Origin of the sequence: Streptosporangium sp. NPDC000396, assembly GCF_042898655.1 — a bacterium.
Taxonomy (GTDB): Bacteria; Actinomycetota; Actinomycetes; order Streptosporangiales; family Streptosporangiaceae; genus Streptosporangium.
The window spans coordinates 40025-62038 of record NZ_JBIAZA010000027.1; the positions used below are offsets into that span (position 1 = coordinate 40025).

General features: G+C 70.7%; 18 protein-coding genes. 11 read left to right on the top strand and 7 right to left on the bottom strand.

Annotated elements, in window-relative coordinates:
• The first annotated feature begins 16 nt into the window (after positions 1-16).
• Positions 17-1669: a sensor histidine kinase gene (locus ACFY2X_RS34635; protein ID WP_389946967.1), complete on the top strand. Its 1653-nt coding sequence runs from the start codon at positions 17-19 to the stop codon at positions 1667-1669.
• Here the strand turns inward: ACFY2X_RS34635 and ACFY2X_RS34640 are convergent.
• Together ACFY2X_RS34640 and ACFY2X_RS34645 are read right to left on the bottom strand one after the other, a co-directional pair.
• Complete coding sequence (locus ACFY2X_RS34640; protein ID WP_389946969.1) at positions 1610-2218, bottom strand: response regulator; 609 nt, start codon at positions 2216-2218, stop codon at positions 1610-1612. The genes ACFY2X_RS34635 and ACFY2X_RS34640 overlap by 60 nt on opposite strands.
• 105 nt (positions 2219-2323) lie before the next feature.
• The gene (locus tag ACFY2X_RS34645) at positions 2324-2980 is read right to left on the bottom strand and encodes a hypothetical protein (protein ID WP_389946971.1); all 657 of its coding nucleotides are present in this window, start codon (positions 2978-2980) and stop codon (positions 2324-2326) included.
• Between the two features lie 188 nt (positions 2981-3168).
• Here ACFY2X_RS34645 and ACFY2X_RS34650 point away from each other — a divergent pair, with 188 nt between their 5' ends.
• The gene (locus ACFY2X_RS34650; RefSeq protein WP_389946972.1) at positions 3169-4299 is read left to right on the top strand and encodes a sensor histidine kinase; all 1131 of its coding nucleotides are present in this window, start codon (positions 3169-3171) and stop codon (positions 4297-4299) included.
• Positions 4296-4985 (top strand): response regulator, encoded by a 690-nt coding sequence (locus ACFY2X_RS34655; RefSeq protein WP_389946974.1) that lies wholly within the window; start codon positions 4296-4298, stop codon positions 4983-4985. The genes ACFY2X_RS34650 and ACFY2X_RS34655 overlap by 4 nt, the downstream gene beginning before the upstream one ends.
• 123 nt (positions 4986-5108) lie before the next feature.
• Here ACFY2X_RS34655 and ACFY2X_RS34660 read toward each other — a convergent pair whose 3' ends face one another.
• Complete coding sequence (locus ACFY2X_RS34660; RefSeq protein WP_389946976.1) at positions 5109-5357, bottom strand: hypothetical protein; 249 nt, start codon at positions 5355-5357, stop codon at positions 5109-5111.
• Positions 5358-5463: 106 nt separating this feature from the next.
• Here ACFY2X_RS34660 and ACFY2X_RS34665 point away from each other — a divergent pair, with 106 nt between their 5' ends.
• On the top strand, positions 5464-5991 hold the full coding sequence (locus ACFY2X_RS34665; RefSeq protein ID WP_389946978.1) for a GNAT family N-acetyltransferase: 528 nt from the start codon (positions 5464-5466) through the stop codon (positions 5989-5991).
• Positions 5992-6386: 395 nt separating this feature from the next.
• On the opposite strand, the gene ACFY2X_RS34670 is transcribed toward ACFY2X_RS34665, so the two are convergent.
• From ACFY2X_RS34670 to ACFY2X_RS34680, 3 genes are all read right to left on the bottom strand, one after another.
• Entirely contained in the window at positions 6387-7505 is a 1119-nt protein-coding gene (locus ACFY2X_RS34670; protein WP_389946980.1) for a serine hydrolase domain-containing protein, read from the bottom strand.
• Positions 7506-7720: 215 nt separating this feature from the next.
• Positions 7721-8221, bottom strand: a complete 501-nt coding sequence (locus tag ACFY2X_RS34675) for a GNAT family N-acetyltransferase (protein ID WP_389946982.1) — start codon at positions 8219-8221, stop codon at positions 7721-7723.
• 153 nt (positions 8222-8374) lie between these two features.
• Positions 8375-9346 (bottom strand): helix-turn-helix domain-containing protein, encoded by a 972-nt coding sequence (locus ACFY2X_RS34680; RefSeq protein ID WP_389946984.1) that lies wholly within the window; start codon positions 9344-9346, stop codon positions 8375-8377.
• Positions 9347-9416: 70 nt separating this feature from the next.
• Here ACFY2X_RS34680 and ACFY2X_RS34685 point away from each other — a divergent pair, with 70 nt between their 5' ends.
• The 3 genes from ACFY2X_RS34685 to ACFY2X_RS34695 all read left to right on the top strand — a co-directional run bounded on the left by ACFY2X_RS34685 (position 9417) and on the right by ACFY2X_RS34695 (position 12867).
• Positions 9417-10640, top strand: a complete 1224-nt coding sequence (locus ACFY2X_RS34685; protein ID WP_389946986.1) for an MFS transporter — start codon at positions 9417-9419, stop codon at positions 10638-10640.
• A 418-nt stretch (positions 10641-11058) separates the two neighbouring features.
• A complete protein-coding gene (locus tag ACFY2X_RS34690; protein WP_389946988.1) occupies positions 11059-12624 on the top strand; it encodes a serine hydrolase domain-containing protein in 1566 nt (521 codons plus the stop codon).
• Between the two features lie 30 nt (positions 12625-12654).
• The gene (locus ACFY2X_RS34695) at positions 12655-12867 is read left to right on the top strand and encodes a hypothetical protein (protein ID WP_389947113.1); all 213 of its coding nucleotides are present in this window, start codon (positions 12655-12657) and stop codon (positions 12865-12867) included.
• A 164-nt stretch (positions 12868-13031) separates the two neighbouring features.
• On the opposite strand, the gene ACFY2X_RS34700 is transcribed toward ACFY2X_RS34695, so the two are convergent.
• On the bottom strand, positions 13032-13175 hold the full coding sequence (locus ACFY2X_RS34700; protein ID WP_389947115.1) for an SGNH/GDSL hydrolase family protein: 144 nt from the start codon (positions 13173-13175) through the stop codon (positions 13032-13034).
• Between the two features lie 120 nt (positions 13176-13295).
• Here ACFY2X_RS34700 and ACFY2X_RS34705 point away from each other — a divergent pair, with 120 nt between their 5' ends.
• The 4 genes from ACFY2X_RS34705 (at position 13296) to ACFY2X_RS34720 (ending at position 22002) form a co-directional block, all read left to right on the top strand.
• Positions 13296-14111 (top strand): tetratricopeptide repeat protein, encoded by an 816-nt coding sequence (locus ACFY2X_RS34705; protein WP_389946990.1) that lies wholly within the window; start codon positions 13296-13298, stop codon positions 14109-14111.
• A 229-nt stretch (positions 14112-14340) separates the two neighbouring features.
• The gene (locus tag ACFY2X_RS34710; RefSeq protein ID WP_389946991.1) at positions 14341-15615 is read left to right on the top strand and encodes an NAD(P)/FAD-dependent oxidoreductase; all 1275 of its coding nucleotides are present in this window, start codon (positions 14341-14343) and stop codon (positions 15613-15615) included.
• A 127-nt stretch (positions 15616-15742) separates the two neighbouring features.
• Complete coding sequence (locus ACFY2X_RS34715; RefSeq protein ID WP_389946993.1) at positions 15743-21556, top strand: SDR family NAD(P)-dependent oxidoreductase; 5814 nt, start codon at positions 15743-15745, stop codon at positions 21554-21556.
• Positions 21553-22002: an acyl-CoA thioesterase gene (locus ACFY2X_RS34720; RefSeq protein ID WP_389946995.1), complete on the top strand. Its 450-nt coding sequence runs from the start codon at positions 21553-21555 to the stop codon at positions 22000-22002. Before ACFY2X_RS34715 ends, ACFY2X_RS34720 begins: the two co-directional genes overlap by 4 nt.
• The last annotated feature ends 12 nt before the right edge of the window (positions 22003-22014 follow it).

The following is a 22014-nucleotide window of genomic DNA, read 5'->3' on the forward strand; positions in this document are numbered from 1 at the left end:
GCATATGGTGCGTAAGGTGCTGATCGTTCTGGTGGTTCTCGCAGGCGCCGCGTTCGATCCACTCCACCCGGTGCCAAGCCCACCGTTCGCCCTCGTTCTTGTCCTCCAGCTGCTGCACTGCCTGACGCCGTGGCGGAGCCGCTGGTCGTTGGCGGCCCAGACCCTGCTCCTGCCCTGGGCAGGGCCCGCGGCGGCGGGCATGGTCGCGTCGTCGGCACTGCTCGTCCTGCGCGGGGCGACCCGCTGGTGCCTGTTCGCGGTGGTGGTCACGGCGGCGGCCCTTCTTGCGCCCGCGACGCCGTTCGGGGTCGCGCTCGCGGTGCTGAACGCCGCGTGTCAGGGGCTTGTCCTGTTCGGGGTGACCCGGCTCGGGGACACGCGCGCCGCCGTCCACGCCGCGCGCGCCGAGCTCGCCGCCCGGTCGGTCTCCGCCGAACGGGTGCGGGCCGCCCGCGATCTGGAGGCCGTCCTCGGAACGACCCTGTCCATGATCATCGACCTCGCCGGGCGCGGTGACGCGGCACGGATCGCCGCGGTCTCCCGGGAGACGGCCGCGCGGGCGCGTGCCGTCCCGGAGACGCCGGGCGAACCCGTGCCCGAGCCGGATCTCACGCCCCGGCTCGCGTTGCCGATCCTGGTCGCGGTGCACGCCGGATACCTCGTGACCTCGCTGATCTACCTCCAGGGACGTCCCGCGCCCGCGCTGCTGGCCGCGGGGATCCTCGGGCTGCAGCTGTACCACGCGTTGCCTCGTCCGCCCGGCGCACGGCCACGGCACGCCGTATGGACGGCCACCACGCTGCTCCTGCTCACGGCCATCACGCTCTTGTATCCGGGGCAGGCCTATCCGCAGCTCGCCGGGTTCGCCGCGGCCGGCTTCCTGGTCTACGGGCGAGCGTGGTGGCCGCTGGCCGGAGCGGTCGTGGCGTCGCTGTCCGCCGTGCTGGCCGTCCGCGGCTACCCTCCCTCCGAGAACCTGTACTGGACGTTCAACGCCGTCGCCATCGCGGCCATGCTCTACGGGCTGGCGGCGCAGACCGCGCTGGTCTTCCAGGCGAGGGAGGCCCAGCGCGCGCTGGCCGCGCTCGCCGCCGCCGACGAGCGCAGACGCATCTCCCGCGATGTTCACGACCTCCTCGGCTACGGGCTGTCCGCCATCACGGTCAAGGCCGAGCTGGCCGTACGGCTGGAGCCGGAGGCCGCCGGAGATCAGCTCGCGGAGATCGCCGCGATCGCCCGCCGGTCCCTGGCCGCGCTGCGCGTCATCCCCGCCGAGCCCGATCCTCGGCTGTCGCTGGCGGCCGAGCTGGACTCGGCCTGCTCGATCCTTGAAGCAGCGGGCGTCGAGGTCACCGTCCGCCGGGAGTCGGAACGGGACGACGCGCTGCTGGCGATCGTCCTGCGCGAGGCCGTCACCAACGTGCTGCGGCACAGCGACGCCACCCGCTGCCTCATCGAAATCACCCCGGCCGGACTGCGGATCGTCAACGACGGCGCCTCCGGCGTCCGGGGAACCGGTAGCGGCACAGCCAACCTCACCACGCGGGTCGCCGCCGCGGGCGGCACGCTGACCGCCGGTGGCGACGACGGCGAGTACCGGCTGGCCGTCCTATATCCAGCCGTTCTCGGCGGCGATGCGCACAGCGTCGAGCCGGTTGCGCGCGTCTAGCTTCGTGACGATCGCCCCGAGGTAGTTTCGCACCGTCCCCTTGCTCAGGAACAGTTCGGCCGCGATCTCGGCCAGGTCGGCGCCCTCGCCCGCCCGTCGCAGAACCTCGGCCTCGCGTGGGCTCAGCGGATTCGGCCGCCCGGTGATGGCTGCGGCGGCCAGACTCGGATCGACGACGGTCTCGCCCGCGGCGACCCGCCGGATCGCCTCGGCCAGCCGGGCAGGCGGCGCGTCCTTCAGCATGAAACCGCGTGCCCCGGCCGCCAGCGCTCGGCGAAGCGTCTCGGTCTTCCCTGTCGAGGTCAGCATGAGCAGCCCGCACTCCGGCGCCCGCGCCCGCAGTTCCTCCGCCGCCGCCAGCCCGTCCAGCCGTCCCGGCATCTGGATGTCCAGCACCACCACCTCGGGGCGCAGTTCGAGCCCCCGCGTGACCGCCTCCTCCCCGGTGGCCACCTCGCCGACGACCCGCATGTCGTCTTCCAACTCGATCAGCGCGACCAACGCCCCCCTGATGAGGTGCATGTCCTCGGCCAGCAGCACACTGATCACAGCCGCCCCCCAGTAACTCCACTACGCACTTTCTGTCCCAATGATCCCGGTGCCCGGGTCTGAAGCGCGCACTTTGGCCCATCCCACTAGGAGGCTCAGCAGAGCTCACCCGGCCGCCGGCGACCACTCCTCGTCGCGCATCCGGATGAGTGAGACCCCGACGATCCCGAAGACGACCAGCAGGAGGACCGGCCCGCCCAGCCCCAGGAAGAGGTTCAAAGCGTTCGCGCCGACGACCCAGACCACGATGCCCGCGAGCACTCCGGCGGGGAACCACCATCCGGCCCTGCCCGCCCTGGCGTACGCGACGGCGACGAGGACGAGCCCGAGGAAGGACCCGATCATCCCGGGCATCTGCCAGGCGGCGATCATCGCGGGCTGCGCCGCGTCCTGCATGAGCTTCTCGGCCTGAGCGGCGGGCAGGCTCTGGAAGAGGACGATGTCGAAGAAGTCCGAGATCATGAGGGACGAGAAGTTGATGAGCCCGAGGACGGCCACCACGCCCGCGATGTGGGCGAGCACCACGCCCTTGCGGCGCACCAGGTGGACGAGCCCGATGACACCGGGCACCCAGAGTATCCAGGCGTAGTGCAGGAGCGTCGCGCTGATGCCGACGGCCACGGGGTTGTGGGCGTACGCCAGAGGGTCCTCGACGCCGGGCTGCACGGGGTCGACGGCCATGCCGAGGAGCAGGCAGAGCGGAGCGAGGACGAGGCTTGCGCCCGCCGCGACGCGGCGGAACGAGTTCGCGTTGGAAATCATGGAGGGGACCGTAGGGAGCGATGCCCGTTCGCGTCGTCAAAGCGCCCTTTGATCCTGCGTAATCCTGAAGGTGATCCTGCGTACTTCTGAAGGCGGACTCGGGAGGGCTCCAGGCTGCCCGATCACGTGCGGGGCCGCCCGCCGGTGCCCTGGAACGGTGCAATGAATCCTGAAGCTAGTCTTCGCTCATGTTCCGTCGCCGTCCTCCCACCCGCGTCGACTGGCTGGTCGCGAGCGCCGTGGGCCTGTTCGCGGTGGCCGAGGAGATCAGCGGGCGCACCATGGCTCCGTCCCGTCAATATCTCGCGCTGTGGGTCGCCGTCGGCGGCGCAGCCGCGATCCTGGTGCTGTTCCGACGCCGGGCCCCGTTCGCCGTCCTGTCCGTCTACTCCACCGCCAACATCACGTCGTTCGCCCTGCTGCACGAGCCGGCTGCCGCCTGGCAGTTCTACACGCAGCTCGTGCTGCTGTTCACCCTGCTGTCCGAAGTACAGCCGCGCAGCGCGAAGGCCGCGGCCGGGGTGGCCGCCACCGGAACCTATGTGTTCTTCATGATCGCCATCGCCTCTCCCCCTCCCGGGTGGGGAGACGTCGCCGTGGGGCTGGTCATGTGCGCGATCGCCGCCGGGGCGGGGCTGGCCGTACGCCGCCACCGGGTGCTCGCCGTACAGGCCGCCGAGCGCGGGGAGCTGCTCGCCCGCGAGGCCGTGTCAGAGGAGCGCACCCGTATCGCCCGCGAACTACATGACATCGTCGCCCACAGCGTCAGCGTGATGACGTTGCAGGCCGGTGGCGTACGGCTGATGCTCCACGAGGAGCAGGAACGGGAGCGGGAGATGCTCACCACGGTCGAGGAGATGGGCCGGGAGGCCGTCGACGAGCTGCGGCGCATGCTGGGACTGCTGCGTGGGCCGCAGGACGGCGGGTCCGACGCGCAACCCGGTCTCGACCGTCTGGACGACCTGCTCGAACAGGTCCGCGCCGCGGGACTTGAGGTGACACTCGACGTCCAAGGCGAGCCGGTGCGGCTGCCGGCGGGACTCGACCTGTCCGCCTACCGCATCGTGCAGGAGGCGCTGACCAACACCCTCAAGCACGCGGGCCCGACGACGGCCGCGGTGACCGTCGGATACCACCCCCTCGAACTCCACCTGGAAGTGGTGGACCAGGGGCCCCGGGGGTCCCGAGGGAGCCGGGGACGGGAGGGCGGGCACGGTCTGATCGGCATGCGGGAGCGGGCCGCGCTGTTCCAGGGGACGTTCACCGCCGGACCGCTCGGCTCGGGTGGATTCGGCGTACGGGTGGTGCTTCCCCTGTGAACGAGTCCGGCGAGAACGGCGGCACGGGCGCCGTCGGGATCCTCATCGCCGACGACCAGGCGATGATCCGGGCCGGGCTCCGCCTGGTCATCGACACCCAGCCCGACCTGTCCGTGCTCGGCGAGGCATCCGACGGGGAGTCCGCCGTGGAACTGACCAGGAGCCTGCGGCCCGACGTCGTGCTCCTCGACATCGCGATGCCACGGATCAACGGGCTGGAGGCGGCTCGGCGGATACTCGCCGCACCGGATCCGCCTCGGGTGATCATGCTGACGACATACGACACCGACGAGAACCTCGACCACGCGCTGCACGCCGGGGTCAGCGGCTTCCTGCTCAAGGTCTCGCCGCCCGAGCACCTGTTCGCGGCGATCCGCAGCGCGGCTCGGGGGGACATGCTGCTCGACCCGACCGTTACGCGGCGGGTGATCGACGCCTACCGGCGGGCCCCGGTGGCCGCACCGGCCGCCTCCGGGCTGACCGCACGGGAGGAGCAAGTACTCCGCCTCGTCGCGCGGGGGCTGTCCAACGCCGAGATCGCCGCGACGCTGTCCATCAGCCACGCCACGGTGAGCACGCACATCAACCGGCTGCTGGCCAAGCTTTCCCTCCGGGACCGCGCGCAGGCCGTCCGGTATGCCTACGAGTCCGGCATCGTCCGTCCCGGAGGCCCGGAGCCCGGCTGAGTCGGCTTCACGAAGGCCGAGGCCGCCTTCATGGAGACCTTCACGAAAGCTGAGGCCGCCTTCATGAAGGCGCGAGGCCCCCGAAGCGCCCTCCGGCTCCGAGGGCCTCTTCCCGTGTGCCGGCTACTTCCAGACCATCAGATACCAACGGCCGTACCGCTGATAGCAGTAAGCGTTGGGACCGTACGCGGAAGCCGCCGCCGTGCACAGGCTCAAGGACGGGTAGGGGCCCTGGCTCACCCAGGTGCCGGCGGCCACGGAGGCAGAGGTCTGTGTTGTGGCCGCCTGCGCCGCGGTGGGGAGAACAAGGGCGGCGAGGATGAGGCTGACACCCGCGGCTGTGCGGCGGAACGCGTTCGCATGGAAAATCATGGGCTCACGGTAGAAATCCTCCCCCTCCCCGGTCGTCAAAGCAGCCCTTGATTCCATGTCCGCCAGCAGGCGGATTTTCGGAACCTGAACGCCCTACTCTCGACCCATGTCCCAGCACCGCCCCCCACCTGAATCGATCGGATCCCCTGACGTTGCCGACGCCGCCGCTCTCGGGCGCGTCCACCTGACGGCCTGGCTCCAGACCTATCCCAACCGGGAAGCGGGCATCGACGAAGCCTGGATCAGGGAGCACGTCGGTTCGGTGGTGACCGCCGACGGGATCGCCCAATGGCGCACGGTGATCGAAGCCGCCCAGCGGGATCCCCGCAACGTCTTCTGTCGCGTCGTCCGTTCCGATGGCGAGATTGTCGGCCTCATATGCGGCAAACGAGGCGATGTGACCTCGCTCGGACCGATGTATCTCCTGGATCAGGCCCAGCGCCAGGGCATCGGCAGCCGTCTCATGAGCGAGTTCCTGGCCTGGGCCGGAAACGTACCGATCCGCCTCTGGGTCACGAGCTACAACGAGCGGGCCGTGAACTTCTACGCCCGTCACGGGTTCGTCCTGACCGACGAGCGGGAACTGTGGCGCGGCAAGCTCCCGAATGTGCGCATGTTCCGCGGCCCCGAATAGTCCGGATCGGCCATGGCGGACTCGGAGTCCGTGACGCGGTAGAAGATCCCGACCGGCTTCCCTCACCATGTCCGTCGAGCCGACATCTACGAATCTCGTTCTGGCGATGAACGTGACCACGGCTCCGTGCAGGGGCGGTCGGTAGGGTTGCGGTCGTGCGGAGGGAGTACGTGGCGCCGAGTTCCGACCCCGCGGATGTCGTCGGATTCGTCGGCCGTTCCGCGTATTCAGCACGTCAGCCGTGCACCGCTGTCGCGCCTGCGGCACACCGGCCGCCCAGGTCCGGTGTGCCGCCTCTCATGGCCTGTCCCGCCTGTCTCGTACGGTCCCGCACCCGGCACGCCGCTCGCCGGGCGGCGCTTTCCGGCGGAGCCCGGAAAGCGGGCTCCTGCCGTTCAGCAGAACGTCGCCGTCGCTATGGCGAAGACCTCATTTGTGGTGACAGGCAGCTTGGACGGGTTCAGGGACAAGGTCATCCTTGTGCCTTCGTCGGTGGTGAAGGCGAAGGTCAGATAGCCGATGAGTTCGCCGCTGTGACCCCAGACCGTCTTGCCGCAGGGCAGCGCGTACTTCTGAAGGCCGAGTCCGTACCCGAACCCGGCGCCTGTGGCCTCGGTCGTCCGCATGGCGGCCAGGGAGGACCGGCTGACGAGCTTGCCGCCGACGAGAGCGGCCAGGAAGCGGTTGAGGTCACGCCCGGTCGACACCATCTCTCCCGCGGCCCAGTCGAGCGAGGGGTTCATCCGGGTGGCATCCACCGGTTTCCCATTGGCCAGCACCTCATAGCCATGCGCGTGCGGGGTGGGCAGTCCCGCCCTGTCCCCCGGGACGAACGTCTGGGTCAGGCCGAGCGGCCGGAGGATCCGGCGCTTGACCTCCTCTCCGTATGGGCGGCCGGTCAGTTCCTCGATCAGCAGTCCGGCGACGATGTAGTTGGTGTTGGAGTAGGACCAGGTCGAGCCCGGCGCGGTGGATCCGGCGGGATCGGCGAAGGCCACTTTGAGCAGGGCTTGGGGCTCGTAGTGGCGGAACCGGTCCTGTCCCCGCCATCGGTTGGTGGAATATCCGGGCTCATGCATGTAGTCGTACAAGCCGCTGGTGTGGTTGAGCACCTGTTTGACGGTGACGTCGCTGCCGTGGGGCACCAGGCCGGGAAGGTAACGCTCGATCGGATCGGTCAGGGCGAGCCGTCCCTCGTCCACCAGCTGCAGGACCACGGTGGCCACGAACGTCTTGGTGATGCTCCCGATGCGGAAGTACCCGTCGGCCGCGGCGGGCCTGCCGGATCTGAGGTCGCTGACTCCGGCACCGTACGCCCAGCCGTCGTCCTTGCCGTCCTTGCCGTCCACGCGGATGAGTGCGGCTGTCGCCTTGTCCCCCTTGACCAGCTGATCGATCAGGGTCTTGGTCGTCTCCCGCGCGGGCGGAGGAGCCGCCGAGGCAGACAGGGAGGGGTGGACCAAAATTGCCGTCAGCACTCCGGCGATCAGGCATCGGCGAATTCCGTTGATCATGGGTACAACGGTATGAACACCCACGCCACCGGCCCATGAGGTAAACCGTCGGTCTCGCCCGCGAAGACCCCAGCGATCCCACTGAGGAAAACCACAGTCCGCTCTTCGCGTGGCCGCACGACGTCCGTACGGCAATGGCAGGGGGTGCGAATCCGGCAGTTCTCCATGAGACCCCGAAGAGGCGGGCGTTCGCCAACGAGATCCGGCTCGGCGGTTCAGCGCGTCCGGCGATAGCGGGTCATCGGGCCGAGCAGGCCGGGTACCACCTCGAACGGGGTCATGCCGAGCCGCTCGACGACCGCGACCGACGCGGCGTTGCCCTCGTCGACCTCGGCCAGCACCTCGGGCACCCCGAGTGGACCGAGGGCGTGCTCCACCACGGCGCGGGCGGCCTCGGTGGCGTACCCCTTGCCCCACGCGCCGGGCGCCAGGCTGTAGAGAACCTCAAGTCCGAGGTCCTCCAGCGGCCGCAGTCCGGCTGTGCCGACCAGGTCGGTCCCGTCCGTCTCCCGAATCAGCCAGAGGCCGTACCCGGCCGAGGCGAAGTCCCGCACGCTGTCGTCGATGACCTCGGTGATCTCGGCCGGGGACAGGATCGCTCCGTCGAACAGGAACCGCCGCACGTCCGGCGCGGTCCAGTGAGCCAGCAGCGCGGCGTGGTCCTGTACGGTCACCGGGCGGAGAACCAGACGTTCCGTCGTCAGAATGGGGTTCACGGTCGCCAGACTAGGACACTCCACCCATCCCAGGCCCTCGCAGCTCGGATGATGGGGGGAAGGCTCCGCGTTCTCAGCGGCCGCGACGGTCGCGGCGGCTCAGACGGCCCCGGCGGCCCCGGCGGCTCAGGCGGTTCAGGCGGCCCCGGCGGCTCAGGCGGTCGCGGCGAGAAGGGATTCCGCGACGGCCGTACGGGCGTAGAGGACCGAGCGCCCGGCACGATGGGCGCTGACCATGCCCGCGTCACGCAGGGCGGTGAGGTGCTGGGAAACCCCGGCCGCGGAGATGCCGGTGCGGTGAGCGAGCTCGGTCGTGGAGGCCGGGGCCTCCAGCTCGGTCAGAAGGATGGTCCGGGAGCGGCCGATGACGGCGGCGATCGCCTCGGTGCGCGCTACCGGGCGGCGTTCCCACAGCGTGCCGGTGCCCCGGGCCGGGTAGGCGAGCTGGGGCGACTCCGGCGAGCGTGACCAGGTGAACGTGTTCACGGCGAAGGCCGAGGGGACCAGCAGCAGCCCCGGCCCGGTGTTCTTCCGGGAGATGCCGCACTGCTTGCGAACCATCCGGAGGGTGTTGTCGTCCCAGCTCAGCGTGGAATGCAGGTCGTTGAAGAGGTGACCCACGCCGTGCTCGGCCACCTGGCGGGCGCGGTGGAAGATGTCCGCGTCCAGCACCGCGCGGATCTTCGCCCAGTAAGGGGCGAGCGCCAGTTCCCAGTAGGTCTCGATCTCCTCCGTGACCCGGACCAGCCGGGATTCCGGGTCGGCACGCAGGGCCTGGCAGCGGGGACCGGTGCGGCCGAGGACGTCGAGGTCGGTCAGGACGTGATCGGCCGAGGTGGCGCGGATGGCGGCGAGCTCGGCGTCGAGGGTGGGGGCCAGTTCGGACGGCAGCGGGGTGAGGAAATCGGGAAGATAGCCGGTGGGTGGGATCAGTTCGGCCAGCCAGCCCGAGTCCAGCCCGGCGGCGGCCGCTCGCGGCCGCACCTGATCGATCCAGGTGTGATGCACCGGATGCGCGGAGCCCGCTGCCAGCAGCCGGAAACTGGTGACGACCTCCCACATCGGCGAGACCGCGAACCGGGTCAGCGCCAGGTCGTCAGCCGTGAAGGCCAGTTCGGACAGCATGACCGCTCCGTGGATTCAGTCTGAGCTTAATCAGTGGCCCCGAGTCTATGCCGGGCGCAGGATTCCCGTCATGCTCTCCACCTTCAGCGGACTGCCCCGCACCGCCTGGATCATCTTCGCCGGAACCGTGGTGAACCGGCTCGGTTATGTGGTCACGCCCTTCCTCGTCTTCTATCTCGGATCGCGGGGCATTCCCACCGAGCAGACCCCGTACGTTCTGGGCGCGCTGGGTGCGGGCAACCTGATCGGCCCGATGGTCGGCGGCCTGCTCGCCGACCGGGTCGGACGGCGCCCCACGATGCTGGCCGGGCTGGTCGGAACGGCTCTCGCTCAGGGCATGCTGTTCGCCGCCCCGAATGTGGTCACGTTGGCGCTCGCGGCCGTGTTCCTCAGCGCGGCGGGTGCCATGGTCGGCCCGGCCGCCGGCGCGCTGCTGACCGACGCGGTGACGGCGGAGCGGCGGCGCGCCGCCTTCTCCCTGTTCCACTGGGCGGTCAACATCGGTACCGCCGCGGCCGGGATTCTCGGCGGCTTCCTGGCGACACACGGCTACTGGCTGCTGTTCGCGATGGACGCGGCGACGTCGCTGGCGTACGCGCTCATCGTGGTCGCGCTGCTGCCCGGCGGACGCGGTGGCGCCGCCCAGACCACCGACTCCGGAAGCGGGACGGGCTACGGGGTGGTGTTCCGGGATCCGCTGATGCGGGCGCTGCTCCCGCTGTTCGGCATCGGACTGGTGATCTACTCGCTCACCGAGGTCTGCCTGCCGCTGGCGATCCGCGATCACGGCCTGCCCGCCACCACGCTCGGCCTGATGGCCACGCTCAACGCGATCCTGGTGGTGCTGCTGCAACCGGTCGCCATGAACGTCCTGGCCCGGCTCCCGCAGATCCCGGTCTTTGTGGGCGCCAGCGTGATCACCGCGACAGGCATCGCGCTGACCGGGGTGGCGCACGACGTCTGGACGTACGGCGGGACCGTCGTGCTCTGGTCGATCGGCGAGGCGATGGTCGGCGGCATCCCCGGCGCGATCATCGCGAGCCTCGCCCCGGCGGACGCCCGCGGCCGTTACCAGGGCAGCTACCAGTGGACCTGGGGTGTCGCCCGATTCGCCGCCCTGGCCGTGGGCACCACCGTCTACGCCGCCGTCGGCCCCGCCGCGGTCTGGTGGTTCAGCGCCGTCGCGGGCATCGCCGCCGCTCTCGGAGTCGGGCTCCTGGCCCCGATGATCGCCCGCCGTACGGCCGCCCCCGAACCCGAGACCACCCCCGAACCCGCCGCGGCCACGGCCTGACGGCGACGATCGCAAGGCGGTCCTCGTCATGCCTCACATGGACCGCACCGGCCGTCCCGCCGACGCGCGGCACGCCTGACCGGAAGGGCCTCGGCACCGGCACCGGGGCCGGCGATGACGCGGTCGATGGCCGAGCAGCGGCGACCACTCCCGCTGCTCCTCCAGCCCGCCACCGAACCCCTCACGAACGTCATCGACCCAGCTGATCAACCCGCCGTCGACCATGCGGTGTCGTGTCAGCGGTGGCGTCAGGACGGCAACGGCCTGGTATCAGGACGGTCGGCGATGGTGGACGCCATGAACGATTCAGCGATTGCGGCCTCAAGTCTGGCTGGGTGAGACCCCCTCGGGCGACCCGGCCTGAGCGATCCAGATTGCTCTATTGAATTCCGTAACAGATTTGAGGAGTGCATAAATCATGTCCGTCACCCTTACCGACCAGGACAAACTCACCCTGCGGATCGCCGCGTGGGGCGCCGTCTCGCTGATGTCCGCCGCTGGTGCCGCCGGCTCGGCGCACAAGGCCGCCACCGAGGGCTCCATCGCGCTGACCTCCGCGACCGGCCTGGTCGGGCACGTGCTCGCCAAGGCGCCCAAGGGCGTGAAATGGGGCAAGACTGTAGCCGACCTCGCCGACCAGGTGCTCCCGGCCCTGACCGCGGCCATGAGCCTGCTCAAGCAGCAGGAGCCGGCCGAGGCCGACAACTTCCGCCGCACCGTCATCGTCGCCGTCGAAGCATCCACCCGCACCCACCAGGGCGAGTCCAGCCCCACCATGACGGAGATGGCCCGCAAGATCACCGCAGCCCTGGATGCCGCTTCGGCCACGCCCGGGGTGGCCGAAGCGGGCAACGGGGCCGTGCCGAAGGAAACTGCGGGGCAGGATCGCCCGGAGCTGCAGAAGGTCATCCAGGAGATGGTTGATTCCGGCTTCGTCGGGGTGTCGCTGCGGGTGCACGATGAGCGGGGCGAGTGGGTCGGCAGTGCCGGGGCGGCCGAGCTGGGCGGGGCCGCGAAGCCGCCGACGAACGGGCATGTCCGGATCGGCAGCAACACCAAGACCTTCACCGCGACCATGGTGCTGCAGCTGGTGGCCGAAGGCATGATCGGGCTGGACACCCCGGCGGATGACTATCTGCCCGAGTTCGGGCTGGACCGGCGGATCACGGTGCGGATGCTGTTGCAGCACACCAGCGGGGTGTTCAACTTCACCGGTGATTACTATCCCGAGTACGTGCCGGGGATCCCCGCCACCACCTCGGGCAAAGAGTGGGTGGACAACCGGTTCCACACCTACCGGCCGGAGGAGCTGGTGGAGCTGGCGTTGTCCAAGCCGGCGCGGTTCGAGGCGGGCACGGACTGGAGCTATTCCAACACCAACTACGTGCTGGCCAGGCTGCTGATCGAGAAGGTGACCGGCCACACCTACGCCGAGGAGATGCAGCGACGGATCCTGGGGCCGCTCCACCTGTCGGGCACCGTGGCGCCGACCACCCAGACGGAGGTCCCCGAGCCTCATGCCCACGCCTACTACCGGTACGAGGACGCCGGCGAGCAGAAGACGGTCGACGTCACCCGCCAGAACCCCTCCTGGATCTCCAGCGGCGGCGACATGATCTCGACCACCCAGGACCTCCACACGTTCATCTCCGCACTGATGGGCGGCAAGCTCCTGCCGGCCCCGCTGCTGGCCGAGATGTGCACGCCGGAGCCCAAGGCCGGCTACGGCCTGGGGGTGTTCGTGCAGGATGCGGGCCCGGACGGCGGCACCGTCATCACCCACAACGGCGGCATGGCGGGTCACGCGGCGCTGATGTACAGCACGCCCGACGGCAGCAAGACTCTGACCGCCGCGCTGAACTATGCCGACGACGCCGCGCTGTCCCTGGCAGTCGCGTTCCAGAAGGCGACGCAGAGACTCGTCAATGAGGTGTTCTCCGGCGGGCAGGCCGGGTCGGCTGACGAGGCCGAGCCGACTCAGTAGACGGGGCCGGGCACCGCGGACCCGTACGCCCTGCTCCCCGCCCTCGCCGAGGACATCGGCAACGGGGATTACGCCACCGACGTCTCCAACCTGAACGTCAACCAGGCGGGTCTGGACAACATCATCCGGGCGAGCGAGGAGCAGGGGTTCGGCGGCGACCTGCTCGCTCCCCTCAAGGCCCTCATCGACCGGCGCGTCGCGGACGGCCTGCCGAGCCTCATCGAGGCGGTCGGGCGGTCCTGAGCCGAGCCCGGTGAACCCGACAAGCCCTGCGAAGCCTGAGGGACTCCGCAAAGCCCGATGAGCCCGGCGGCTCCAGGAGCCGCCGGGCTCATCACGACGGTTTTACTTCAGCCTGCCGGGACCGGTGGCGGTTCCGCCTTGACCCGTCCGGGTCGGCGGCGGCTCTACCCCAGCCCGCTCAGATCGACGGCGTCGGCCATCGCCCGGTATCCCGCGTCGTTGGGGTGCACGTGGTCCCCGCTGTCGTAGGCCGGGTTGAGCCGCTCGGGGTCGGCCGGGTCCGCGAGCGCCTTGCCGAAGTCGACGATCCCGTCGAAGTGCTACGGCGAGGCGCGGATCCAGTCGTTGATCCGCTTGAGCTGGGCGGGGTCGTGGGGAGCGCCCTTCATCGGCGGCACGGTGCCGACGACGACCTTGACGCCCCACGAGTGGGCGCCCATGGCCGCGTACTGCAAGCCGCCCGTCACGGAGTTGACCACGTCGCGCGTGGACGACCACTTGGCGAGGTCGTCGGTGCCCACGAGTACGAGCGGGCGCGGCGGCTTTACCACGAGGGCCTGCGCGCGGCGGAGGAGCTGGGGCTGTGGCCCGAGGTCTCCTACAAGCTGTCCGGGCTGGGCAGGCTCGCGCTGCTGGCCCGCGACTACGAGCAGGCCGCCGACCTGCACGAGCGGGCCCGCCACCTGGCCGTGGAGCACGGGTTCAAGCCCGCCGAGATCTACGCGGAGATCGGGCTGGGGCTCGGCGCGCGCAGGGCCGGTGAGCCGGATGCGGCGGAAAAGCACCTGCGCGCGGTGCTGGAGTGGTATCGCCGGGTGGACCACGAGCCGGGAAACGCGCTGATCCTGGCCGAGCTGGGCTTCGTGGCCGAGCAGCGCGGCGACGCCGAGGCCGCCCTCGCGCTGCACCTGGACGCCTTCACCGTGTCGAGGGACGTCATCGGCGACCGCAGGGCCATGGCGCTCGCGCTGGAGGGCCTGGCCGGGGCGCGCTCCCTGGCCGGGCGCCACGACCAGGCCGCACTGCTGCTGGGCGCCGCGTCCGCGGCCAGGAAGGCGGCGGACGCGCCGTTGCCGCCGGCCGAGCGGTCCGATGTCGACCGGATCACCGACGCGTCGGTGCGGGCTCTGGGCGGTGCGAGGTTCGCCGCGGAGTTCGAGCGCGGTTCGGCGCTCGATCCCGACCAGGCTCGCTCCTTGGCCGCCGCCCCGGCGCCGGAGCCGGCCCGGTCGAGCAAGGGCTGACAGCGGGTTCGGGTAAGGGCCGGCAACAAAATAGACGCACGGTCACCAACGGTCATCATATGTCCACGGAAATGGCCCATAGGACGGGGGTGTCGCACCCTTGACGATCTGAGAGAGAGATCCCTACTATCTGGTAACACTTAATGATCTCTCTAAACCCCCTTTTACGGACCGCCACTTTCAAACCCCCGGAAGTGGTTTCCTCACAGCCTCGTAGAAAACACCTCACATGGCAGATGACTATGACGTCGTCATAGTGGGTGCAAGCATTGCCGGATGCGCCAGCGCGGTGCTGTTTGCGAATCTCGGCGCTCGCGTCGCCCTACTTGAAAAGCATTCCAACATGGACGCGTACAAGGTGCTGTGCACCCATACGCTGCAGCCGAGTTGCATGCCGGTCCTGAAGACGCTGGGCCTGCTGCCGTTGCTTGAGGAGGCCGGGGCCCAGGAGCACGTCACCCACCTCTGGACCCGCTGGGGCTGGATCGCGCCGCAGCCCGAACCCGGCAAGGACGCGCTCCCCCACGGTCTCAACATCCGGCGCCAGACTCTGGACCCCCTGCTCAGACGGCTCGCCGCCGAAACGCCGGGGGTCGACCTGCGACTCGGCCAGAACGTCAACGGGCTGCTGGAGGAGAACGGCCGCTTCACCGGGGTCCGGATCACCGCGAACGGCGCGGAGACGCGGGTGAACGCGCGACTCGTCGTGGGCGCGGACGGGCGCAACTCGACCGTCGCCGGCCTCAGCGGGCTCCCCGCCAGGCTGAGCGCCAACAACAGGCTCGGCTTCTTCGCCCAGTACCGCGGCCTGCCGGCCCCGGAGGGCAATCCCAGCCGGGTGTGGTTCCTCGACCCCGACACCGCCTTCGCCTTCCCCAACGACGGCGACATCACCGTGGTCGCCTGCTCGCCGAACAAGGAACAGCACAGCTCCGCATTCCGTGAGGATCTCGAAGGAAGCTTCGAGCGTTTCGTCCGCGCCCTGCCCGACGCTCCCCGCATCGACGAGGCCGAGCGCGTCTCCAAGATCGTCGGAACTCTCGATCTGCCCAACGTGTACCGCAAGCCGTACGGTCCCGGGCTCGCCCTCGTCGGCGACGCGGCGCTGGCGACCGACCCGCTGTGGGGGGTCGGGTGCGGCTGGGCGTTCCAGTCCGCGCAGTGGCTGGTGGACGCGGTCGGCCCGGCCGTGGCGGGCCAGGGGGACGTGCTGCCGGGGCTCGCGGAGTACGCCAAGGTCCACCGCGCGGGGCTGGACAGCCATCACAAACTGATGGAGAACTATTCGGCCGTGCGGCCGTTCAATCCTTTCGAGCGGCTGCTGCTTTCCGCGGCGGCACGCGACGCCGGAGCGGCCAGGCACTATTACGCCTTCGCCTCCCGTCTCATCGACATCAAGGAGTTCGCGTCACCGGGATCCCTGCTGCGCGCCGTCCGGGTCAACGCGTTCCACCGGCTCCGCAACGGGTCATCCGATTCCGCGAAGGCCCGCACTCCCTTCTGAATCCGCTCTGATCCGCCTTGATCCGCCCTGAATTCGCTCTGAGTTCGCCAGAATTCGCCCTGAATTCGCAGCCGCAGAAACAACAGCGGCCACCGGGAATCACCGCAATCCGACTTTGGGGATACCTTTGAGTTCTCGCATCGCCGTTATCGGCATGGCATGCCGTTTTCCCGACGCGTCCACGGCCGGCGAGCTGTGGGACAACGTGCTCGCCGGCCGCAGGGCCTTCCGACGGCTGCCCCCCGAGCGCGTACGGCTGGCCGACTACTGGTCGGCGGACCGCTCCGCGCCCGACCACTTCTACACGACCGAGGCCGCGCTGCTGCGCGACTGGGAGTTCGACCGGCTGCGCTTCAAGGTCGCGGGAACGACCTATCGCAACACCGACATGGTCCACTGGCTCGCGCTGGAGGTGGCCGCCGAGGCTCTCGCCGACGCCGGTTTCCCCGACGGGAAGGGCGCCCCGCACAAGACCACCGGTGTGATCATCGGCAACTCGCTCACCGGTGAGGGCCAGCGCGCGGCCGGGATCAGGCTGCGCTGGCCCTACGTTCGCCGCATCGTCGCGAACGCCCTGGAAGGGACGCTCGACACCCAGCAGCTCGCCGAGTTGCTGGGCCGTATGGAAAACGATTACAAGGCGCCGTTCCCCGTTCCCGACGGGGACTACCTGGCCGGTGGCCTGTCCAACACGATCGCCGGGCGCATCTGCAACCACTTCGACCTCAACGGCGGCGGCTACGCCGTCGACGGGGCCTGCGCCTCCTCCCTGCTGTCGCTCATCACCTCCTGCAACGCGCTGGTCTCCGGCGACCTCGACGTGGCGGTCGCCGGCGGCGTGGACATCAGCATCGACCCCAACGAGCTGATCGGCTTCTCCCGGGCGGGCGCGCTCGCGACCGACGAGATGCGCGTCTACGACCAGCGCTCCTCCGGTTTCTGGCCGGGTGAGGGCTGCGGGATGGTGGTGCTGATGCGGGAGGAGGACGCCGTCGCCCGGGGCCACCGCATCCACGCCCTGCTCCCCGGCTGGGGGGTGTCGTCCGACGGCGCCGGTGGAATCACCCGGCCGGAGTCGGACGGCCAGCGGCTCTGCCTCGACCGCGCCTACGAACGCGCCGGCTTCGGCATCGAGGAGGTGCCCTACTTCGAAGGACACGGCACCGGAACCGCCGTGGGCGACGCCGCCGAACTGGAGACCATCACCGAGGCCCGCAGGGCGGCCGCCCCGGCCGCGCCGCCCGCGGTCATCGGCTCGATCAAGGCGAACATCGGCCACACGAAGGCGGCCGCCGGGATGGCCGGCCTGATCAAGGCCATCATGGCGGTCAACAACGCGGTGCTGCCGCCGACCACCGGCTGCGAACGCCCCCACAAGATCCTGTCCGGCGGCTCCCCCACCCTCCGCGCCCTCCGTAAGGCCGAGTCCTGGCCGCAGGACGCGCCGCTGCGCGCGGGCGTCAGCGCCATGGGCTTCGGCGGCATCAACACCCACGTGGTGGTCGAGTCTCCCCGCCCGCGCCGTACCCGCCTCGACGGGCGGACCCGCGCGCTGATGAACTCCCCCCAGGACGTCGAGCTGTTCTGCCTGGACGCCGACTCGCTGGACGCCCTCCGGCAGGAGGCGGCCGGCCTCGCCGAAGTCGCCGTGGGCATGTCCCGCGCGGAGCTGTCCGACCTCGCCGCCCACCTGGCGCGGAAGCTGGGCCACCGGACCCGGCGCGCCGCGGTCGTCGCCGGCACGCCCGCCCAGCTCGCCGAACGGCTCCGGCAGGTCGCCGAACTGGCCGCGCGGGGTACGGATCGGCACCTCGACAGCGCGGCGGGGGTTTTCCTCGGAACGCTCGGCGAGCTGCCGCGCATCGTACTGATGTTCCCCGGGCAGGGCTCCGGCACCCGCGCGGACGGTGGCGCGCTGCGCCGCCGCTTCGACTCGGTCGACGAGCTGTACGAGTCGGCGGCGCTGCCCACCGGCGGCGACCAGGTCGAGACCGCCGTCGCCCAGCCGCGCATCGTGACCGCCTCGGTCGCCGGACTGCGGGTCCTCTCCGAGCTCGGTGTCGAGGCCGGCGCCGCGGTCGGGCACAGCCTCGGCGAGATCGTCGCGCTGCACTGGGCCGGGTCCTTCGACGAGGCCTCGGTGCTGCGCATTGCCACCGCCCGCGGCCGGGCGATGAGCGAGCTCTCGGAGAGCGGCGGCGCGATGGCGAGCATCGCCGCGGACGCCGACACCGTGACCTCGCTGCTCGAAGACGATCCCGTGGTCGTCGCCGGTCTCAACTCGCCGCGCCAGACGGTGGTGTCGGGCCCCGCCGAGGCGGTGACCCGCGTCATCGCGCGGGCGACCCGCCAGGGCCTGTCCGCCGTCAGACTCCCCGTCTCGCACGCCTTCCACTCACCGCTGGTGGCTCCGGCCGCCGACGTCTTCGCGGGCCGGCTGGCAGAGGAGCGTCCGGCGCCCGTCCGCCGCCGCGTCGTCTCCACCGTGACCGGCGCGCCGGTCGTCGGCGACCCCCTCGACCTGCTGCGCGAGCAGATCACCGCACCGGTCCTGTTCATCGAGGCGCTCACCGCGGCGGCGAAGGACGCGGACCTGCTCATCGAGGTCGGCCCGGGTCAGGTGCTGACCCAGCTGGCGCGGGAGATCATCGACGTCCCCGCCGTCGCCACCCGCACGGACGAGAACTCCGTGGCCGGCATGTTGCAGACCCTGGGCGCCGCGTTCGCCGTCGGCGCCGGTGTCAGGGTGGGCGACCTGTTCGAGGATCGCTTCACCCGCCCCTTCGACCCGGCCGCCGCCCCGACCTTCATCACCAACCTGTGCGAGGTCGTGCCCGAGGTCGACGCCGCCCTGCTCGTCAGCGCCGCCGCGTCCCCGGCCGGATCCGCCGCGCCGTCCACCGCGTCCCTGGACGACGAGCCCGTCGACGACCCGCTGCTCCTGCTGCGCGGGCTGGTCGCCGCCCACGCGGAGTTCCCGCTGGAGGCGGTGCAGGCCGACAGCAAGTTCCTCGACGACCTGCATCTCAGCTCGATCGTGGTGGGCGAGATCGTCGGCGAGGCCATGCGCCGTCTCGGGCTGTCCTCGCCCGCCGCGCCCACCGGGTACGCCACCGCGACGCTGGGCCAGGTCGCCGAGACGCTGGAGCAGCTCGTCGCGACCGGCGAGGCACCGGCCGAGGACGCCGAGACGGCCGCCGCCCGGATCGTGCCTCCCGGCATCGCCACCTGGGTGCACGCCTTCGCCGTCGACCGGCGGGAGAGCGCCCCCGCGGGCCGTACGGCTCCGCGTGTCCCGGGCGCCTGGCAGGTCATCGGTGAGCACCCCGCCGCCGACGCCGTACGGGCCGCGCTTGAGGAGGCGGAGACCGGCACCGGAGTACTGGTCATGCTCCCCTCGGAGCCCCGCGCCGAGCGGCTGGCCGTACTGCGCTCCGCCGCCGAGGCGGTTCTGGCGGGCAAGGACGTGGTCCGCTGCGCGGTCGTCCAGGAAGACCCGGGAGGGGCCGGGTTCGCCAAGACCCTGCACCTGGAGGCACCCTGGGTCGCCACCACCGTCGTGACCCTCCCCCTCGGCACCCCCGCCGACGCCGCCGGGGCTCCCGCGCGGGTCACCACGGAGGTCACCGCGACCGACCGCTTCAGGGAGGTCGTCTACGACGCCGACGGCGCCCGCAGGGAGCCCGTCCTGGCTCCGGTGGAACTCGACGGCGCCGAGCTTCCGCTCGGCCCGGACGACGTGCTGCTCGTCGCCGGCGGCGGCAAGGGCATCACCGCCGAGTGCGCGCTGAACCTGGCCAGGGAGACGGGTACGCGACTGGCCCTGCTGGGCCGCTCCGACCCGGCGCGGGACGACGAACTGGCCGCCAACCTGGCGCGGATGACGGCCGCCGGGGTGACCGCCCGCTACCTGCGCGTCGACGTCACCGACCGGGCCAAGGTCGCCGAGACGGTCGCCGAGATCGAGCGCGAGCTCGGCCGGGTCACCGGTGTCCTCTACGGAGCCGGCGGCAACGTGCCCAAGCTGCTCGGCGAGCTCACCGACGACGACTACGCCAACACGATCGACCCCAAGGTCACCGGGCTCGAAGCGGTGCTGGCCGCCGTCGACACCGGCGCGCTGCGGTTGCTCGTCACCTTCGGCAGCATCACCGGACGGGCCGGTCTGCGAGGCGAGGCGCACTACGCCGTCGCCAACGAGTGGCAGAGCGACCTCGTGGAACGGCTCGCGCGGGAGCTGCCGCACTGCCGTTGCAGAGCCGTGGAGTGGTCCCTGTGGTCGGGTGTCGGCATGGGCGAGCGGCTCGGCTCGGTGGAGAACCTCGCCCGCGTGGGCGTCACCACCATCACCCCCGACCAGGGCATGGCGATGCTCCGCGACCTGATCGCCGACCCCGGCGCGCCCGTCGTCACCGTGGTCACCGGCCGGTTCGGGGAAATGCCGACGGTGACCTTCGGCGCCGGTTCCGAGGGGACCGGCGAGCTGCCACTGCTCCGCTTCCTGGAGCAGCCACGCGTGTACTACCCGGGCATCGAACTGGTCGCCGACTCCGAGGTCGGCTGGGCCAGCGACCCCTATCTCGCCGAGCACGTCTTCGGCGGCGGGGAGGGCGCCGTGCTTCCCGGAACGGTCGGCATGGAGATCATGGCTCAGGCCGCTGCCGGTCTGCTCGGCACCGCGACCGTGCCCGTCCTTTCGAACATCGAGTTCCTCAGGGCCATCGTCGTCGCCGAGGACACCCCGGTGACGATCCGGGTGGCCGCGCTGCGCACCGGGCCCGGCCTGGTCACCACCGCGGTCCGCACGAGCGCGACCAAGTTCCAGATCGACCACTACCGGGCGGTCTGCGACTTCTCCGGTGCCGAACCCGAGACGCTCGGGCTCACCCGGCCCGACGACGTGGCGCTGCCGCCGCTGGCGTTCGAGCCCGCGACCGACCTCTACGGGCCGATGCTCTTCCACGGCCCGAGGTTCAAGCTCGTCGAGAGCATCCACCGCACGGGCGCCCAGCACGTGACGGGACGGCTGCTGGCCGGCACGGACGCCTCCTGGTTCGGACGATATCTCCCCGACCGGCTGCTGCTCGGCGACCCGGCCGCCAGGGACGCCTACATGCAGCCGATGCAGACCTGCGGGCCGACCGTGCTCGCCATCCCCCTGAGCGTGGAACGCCTGGTGCCCGGCCCGTCCACCGGCGCCATGGCGACCGACGTCTACATCCGGCACCGCTTCGACGACAAGTGCTGGGACATCGAGGTCACCGACCGGGAGGGCGGCGTCGTCGAGACCTGGCAGGGTTTCCGGACGCAGCTGGTCAGCAAGTACGCGGTTCCCGCCGAGTGGGTGCCCGTACTGCTGAGCTCCTACCTGGAGCACGTCTTCATCGAGCAGGAACTGGCCGGCCGCGTCATCCTCGACCTGGACGGCGAGGGGCTGGAGCGGCGGCAGGCGAGCGAGCTGGCCATCCGGCGGCTGCTCGGCGCCGACGCCAAGGTCTCCTGGCGTCCCGACGGCAAGCCCGAGGTGGCGGGCGGCGAGACCGTCTCCGTCGCGCACTCCGCCGGCGTCACCATGGCCACGACCACTCCGGGGTGCGACCTGGAGACGGTCACGGCCAGAACCAGGGAGACCTGGTCGAGCCTCCTCGGCGCCGACCGGCTCGCGCTGGCCGAGACCATCGCGGACGAGACCGGAGAGGACTTCGACACCGCGGCCACGCGGGTCTGGGCCGCCGCCGAGTGCACGGTCAAGGCCGGATGGCCCGTCGATGTCGCCATCACCTTCGACTCGGCCGCGGAGGGTGGCTGGGTGGGACTCGTCTCCGGCGGTCACCGGATCCTGACGATGTCCACCAGGCTGCGCGGGGTCAGCGCCCCCGTCGTGCTCGCGATCCTGGCCGCCACCGACCCGGACGCGGGCAAGGCGGGTGAGCTCCGGTGAGCGGGGACGCTTACGAGTACCGGCACGTCGTGGGCATCGAGGACACCGACCTGCTCGGCAACGTCAACTATGTCAACTACATCCGCTGGCAGGGCCGGGCGCGGGAGATGTTCCTGCGGGACTTCGTCCCCGACGTGGTGGCCGGTTTCGCCGACGGGGTCCGCCTGCTGACCGTGAGCTGCCGCTGCGACTACCTCCGGGAGCTCGCGGTCTTCGACGAGGTGGTCATCAGGATGCGCCAGGGGGAGCTGGGCCAGACCCAGTCCGTGATGACCTACGAGTACTGGCGCCAGCTGCCGGGTGGAGGAGAGGAGCTGGTGGCCACCGGGGAGCAGCGAATCGCCTGCGTACGTCCCGACGAGAACGGTCACATGGTCCCGGCACGGATCCCGGAACAGATGCGGCGGCTGCTCCAGCAGGTGCAGAGTCCCGGCTCCCGTCGTTGACCCCGTCCCAGC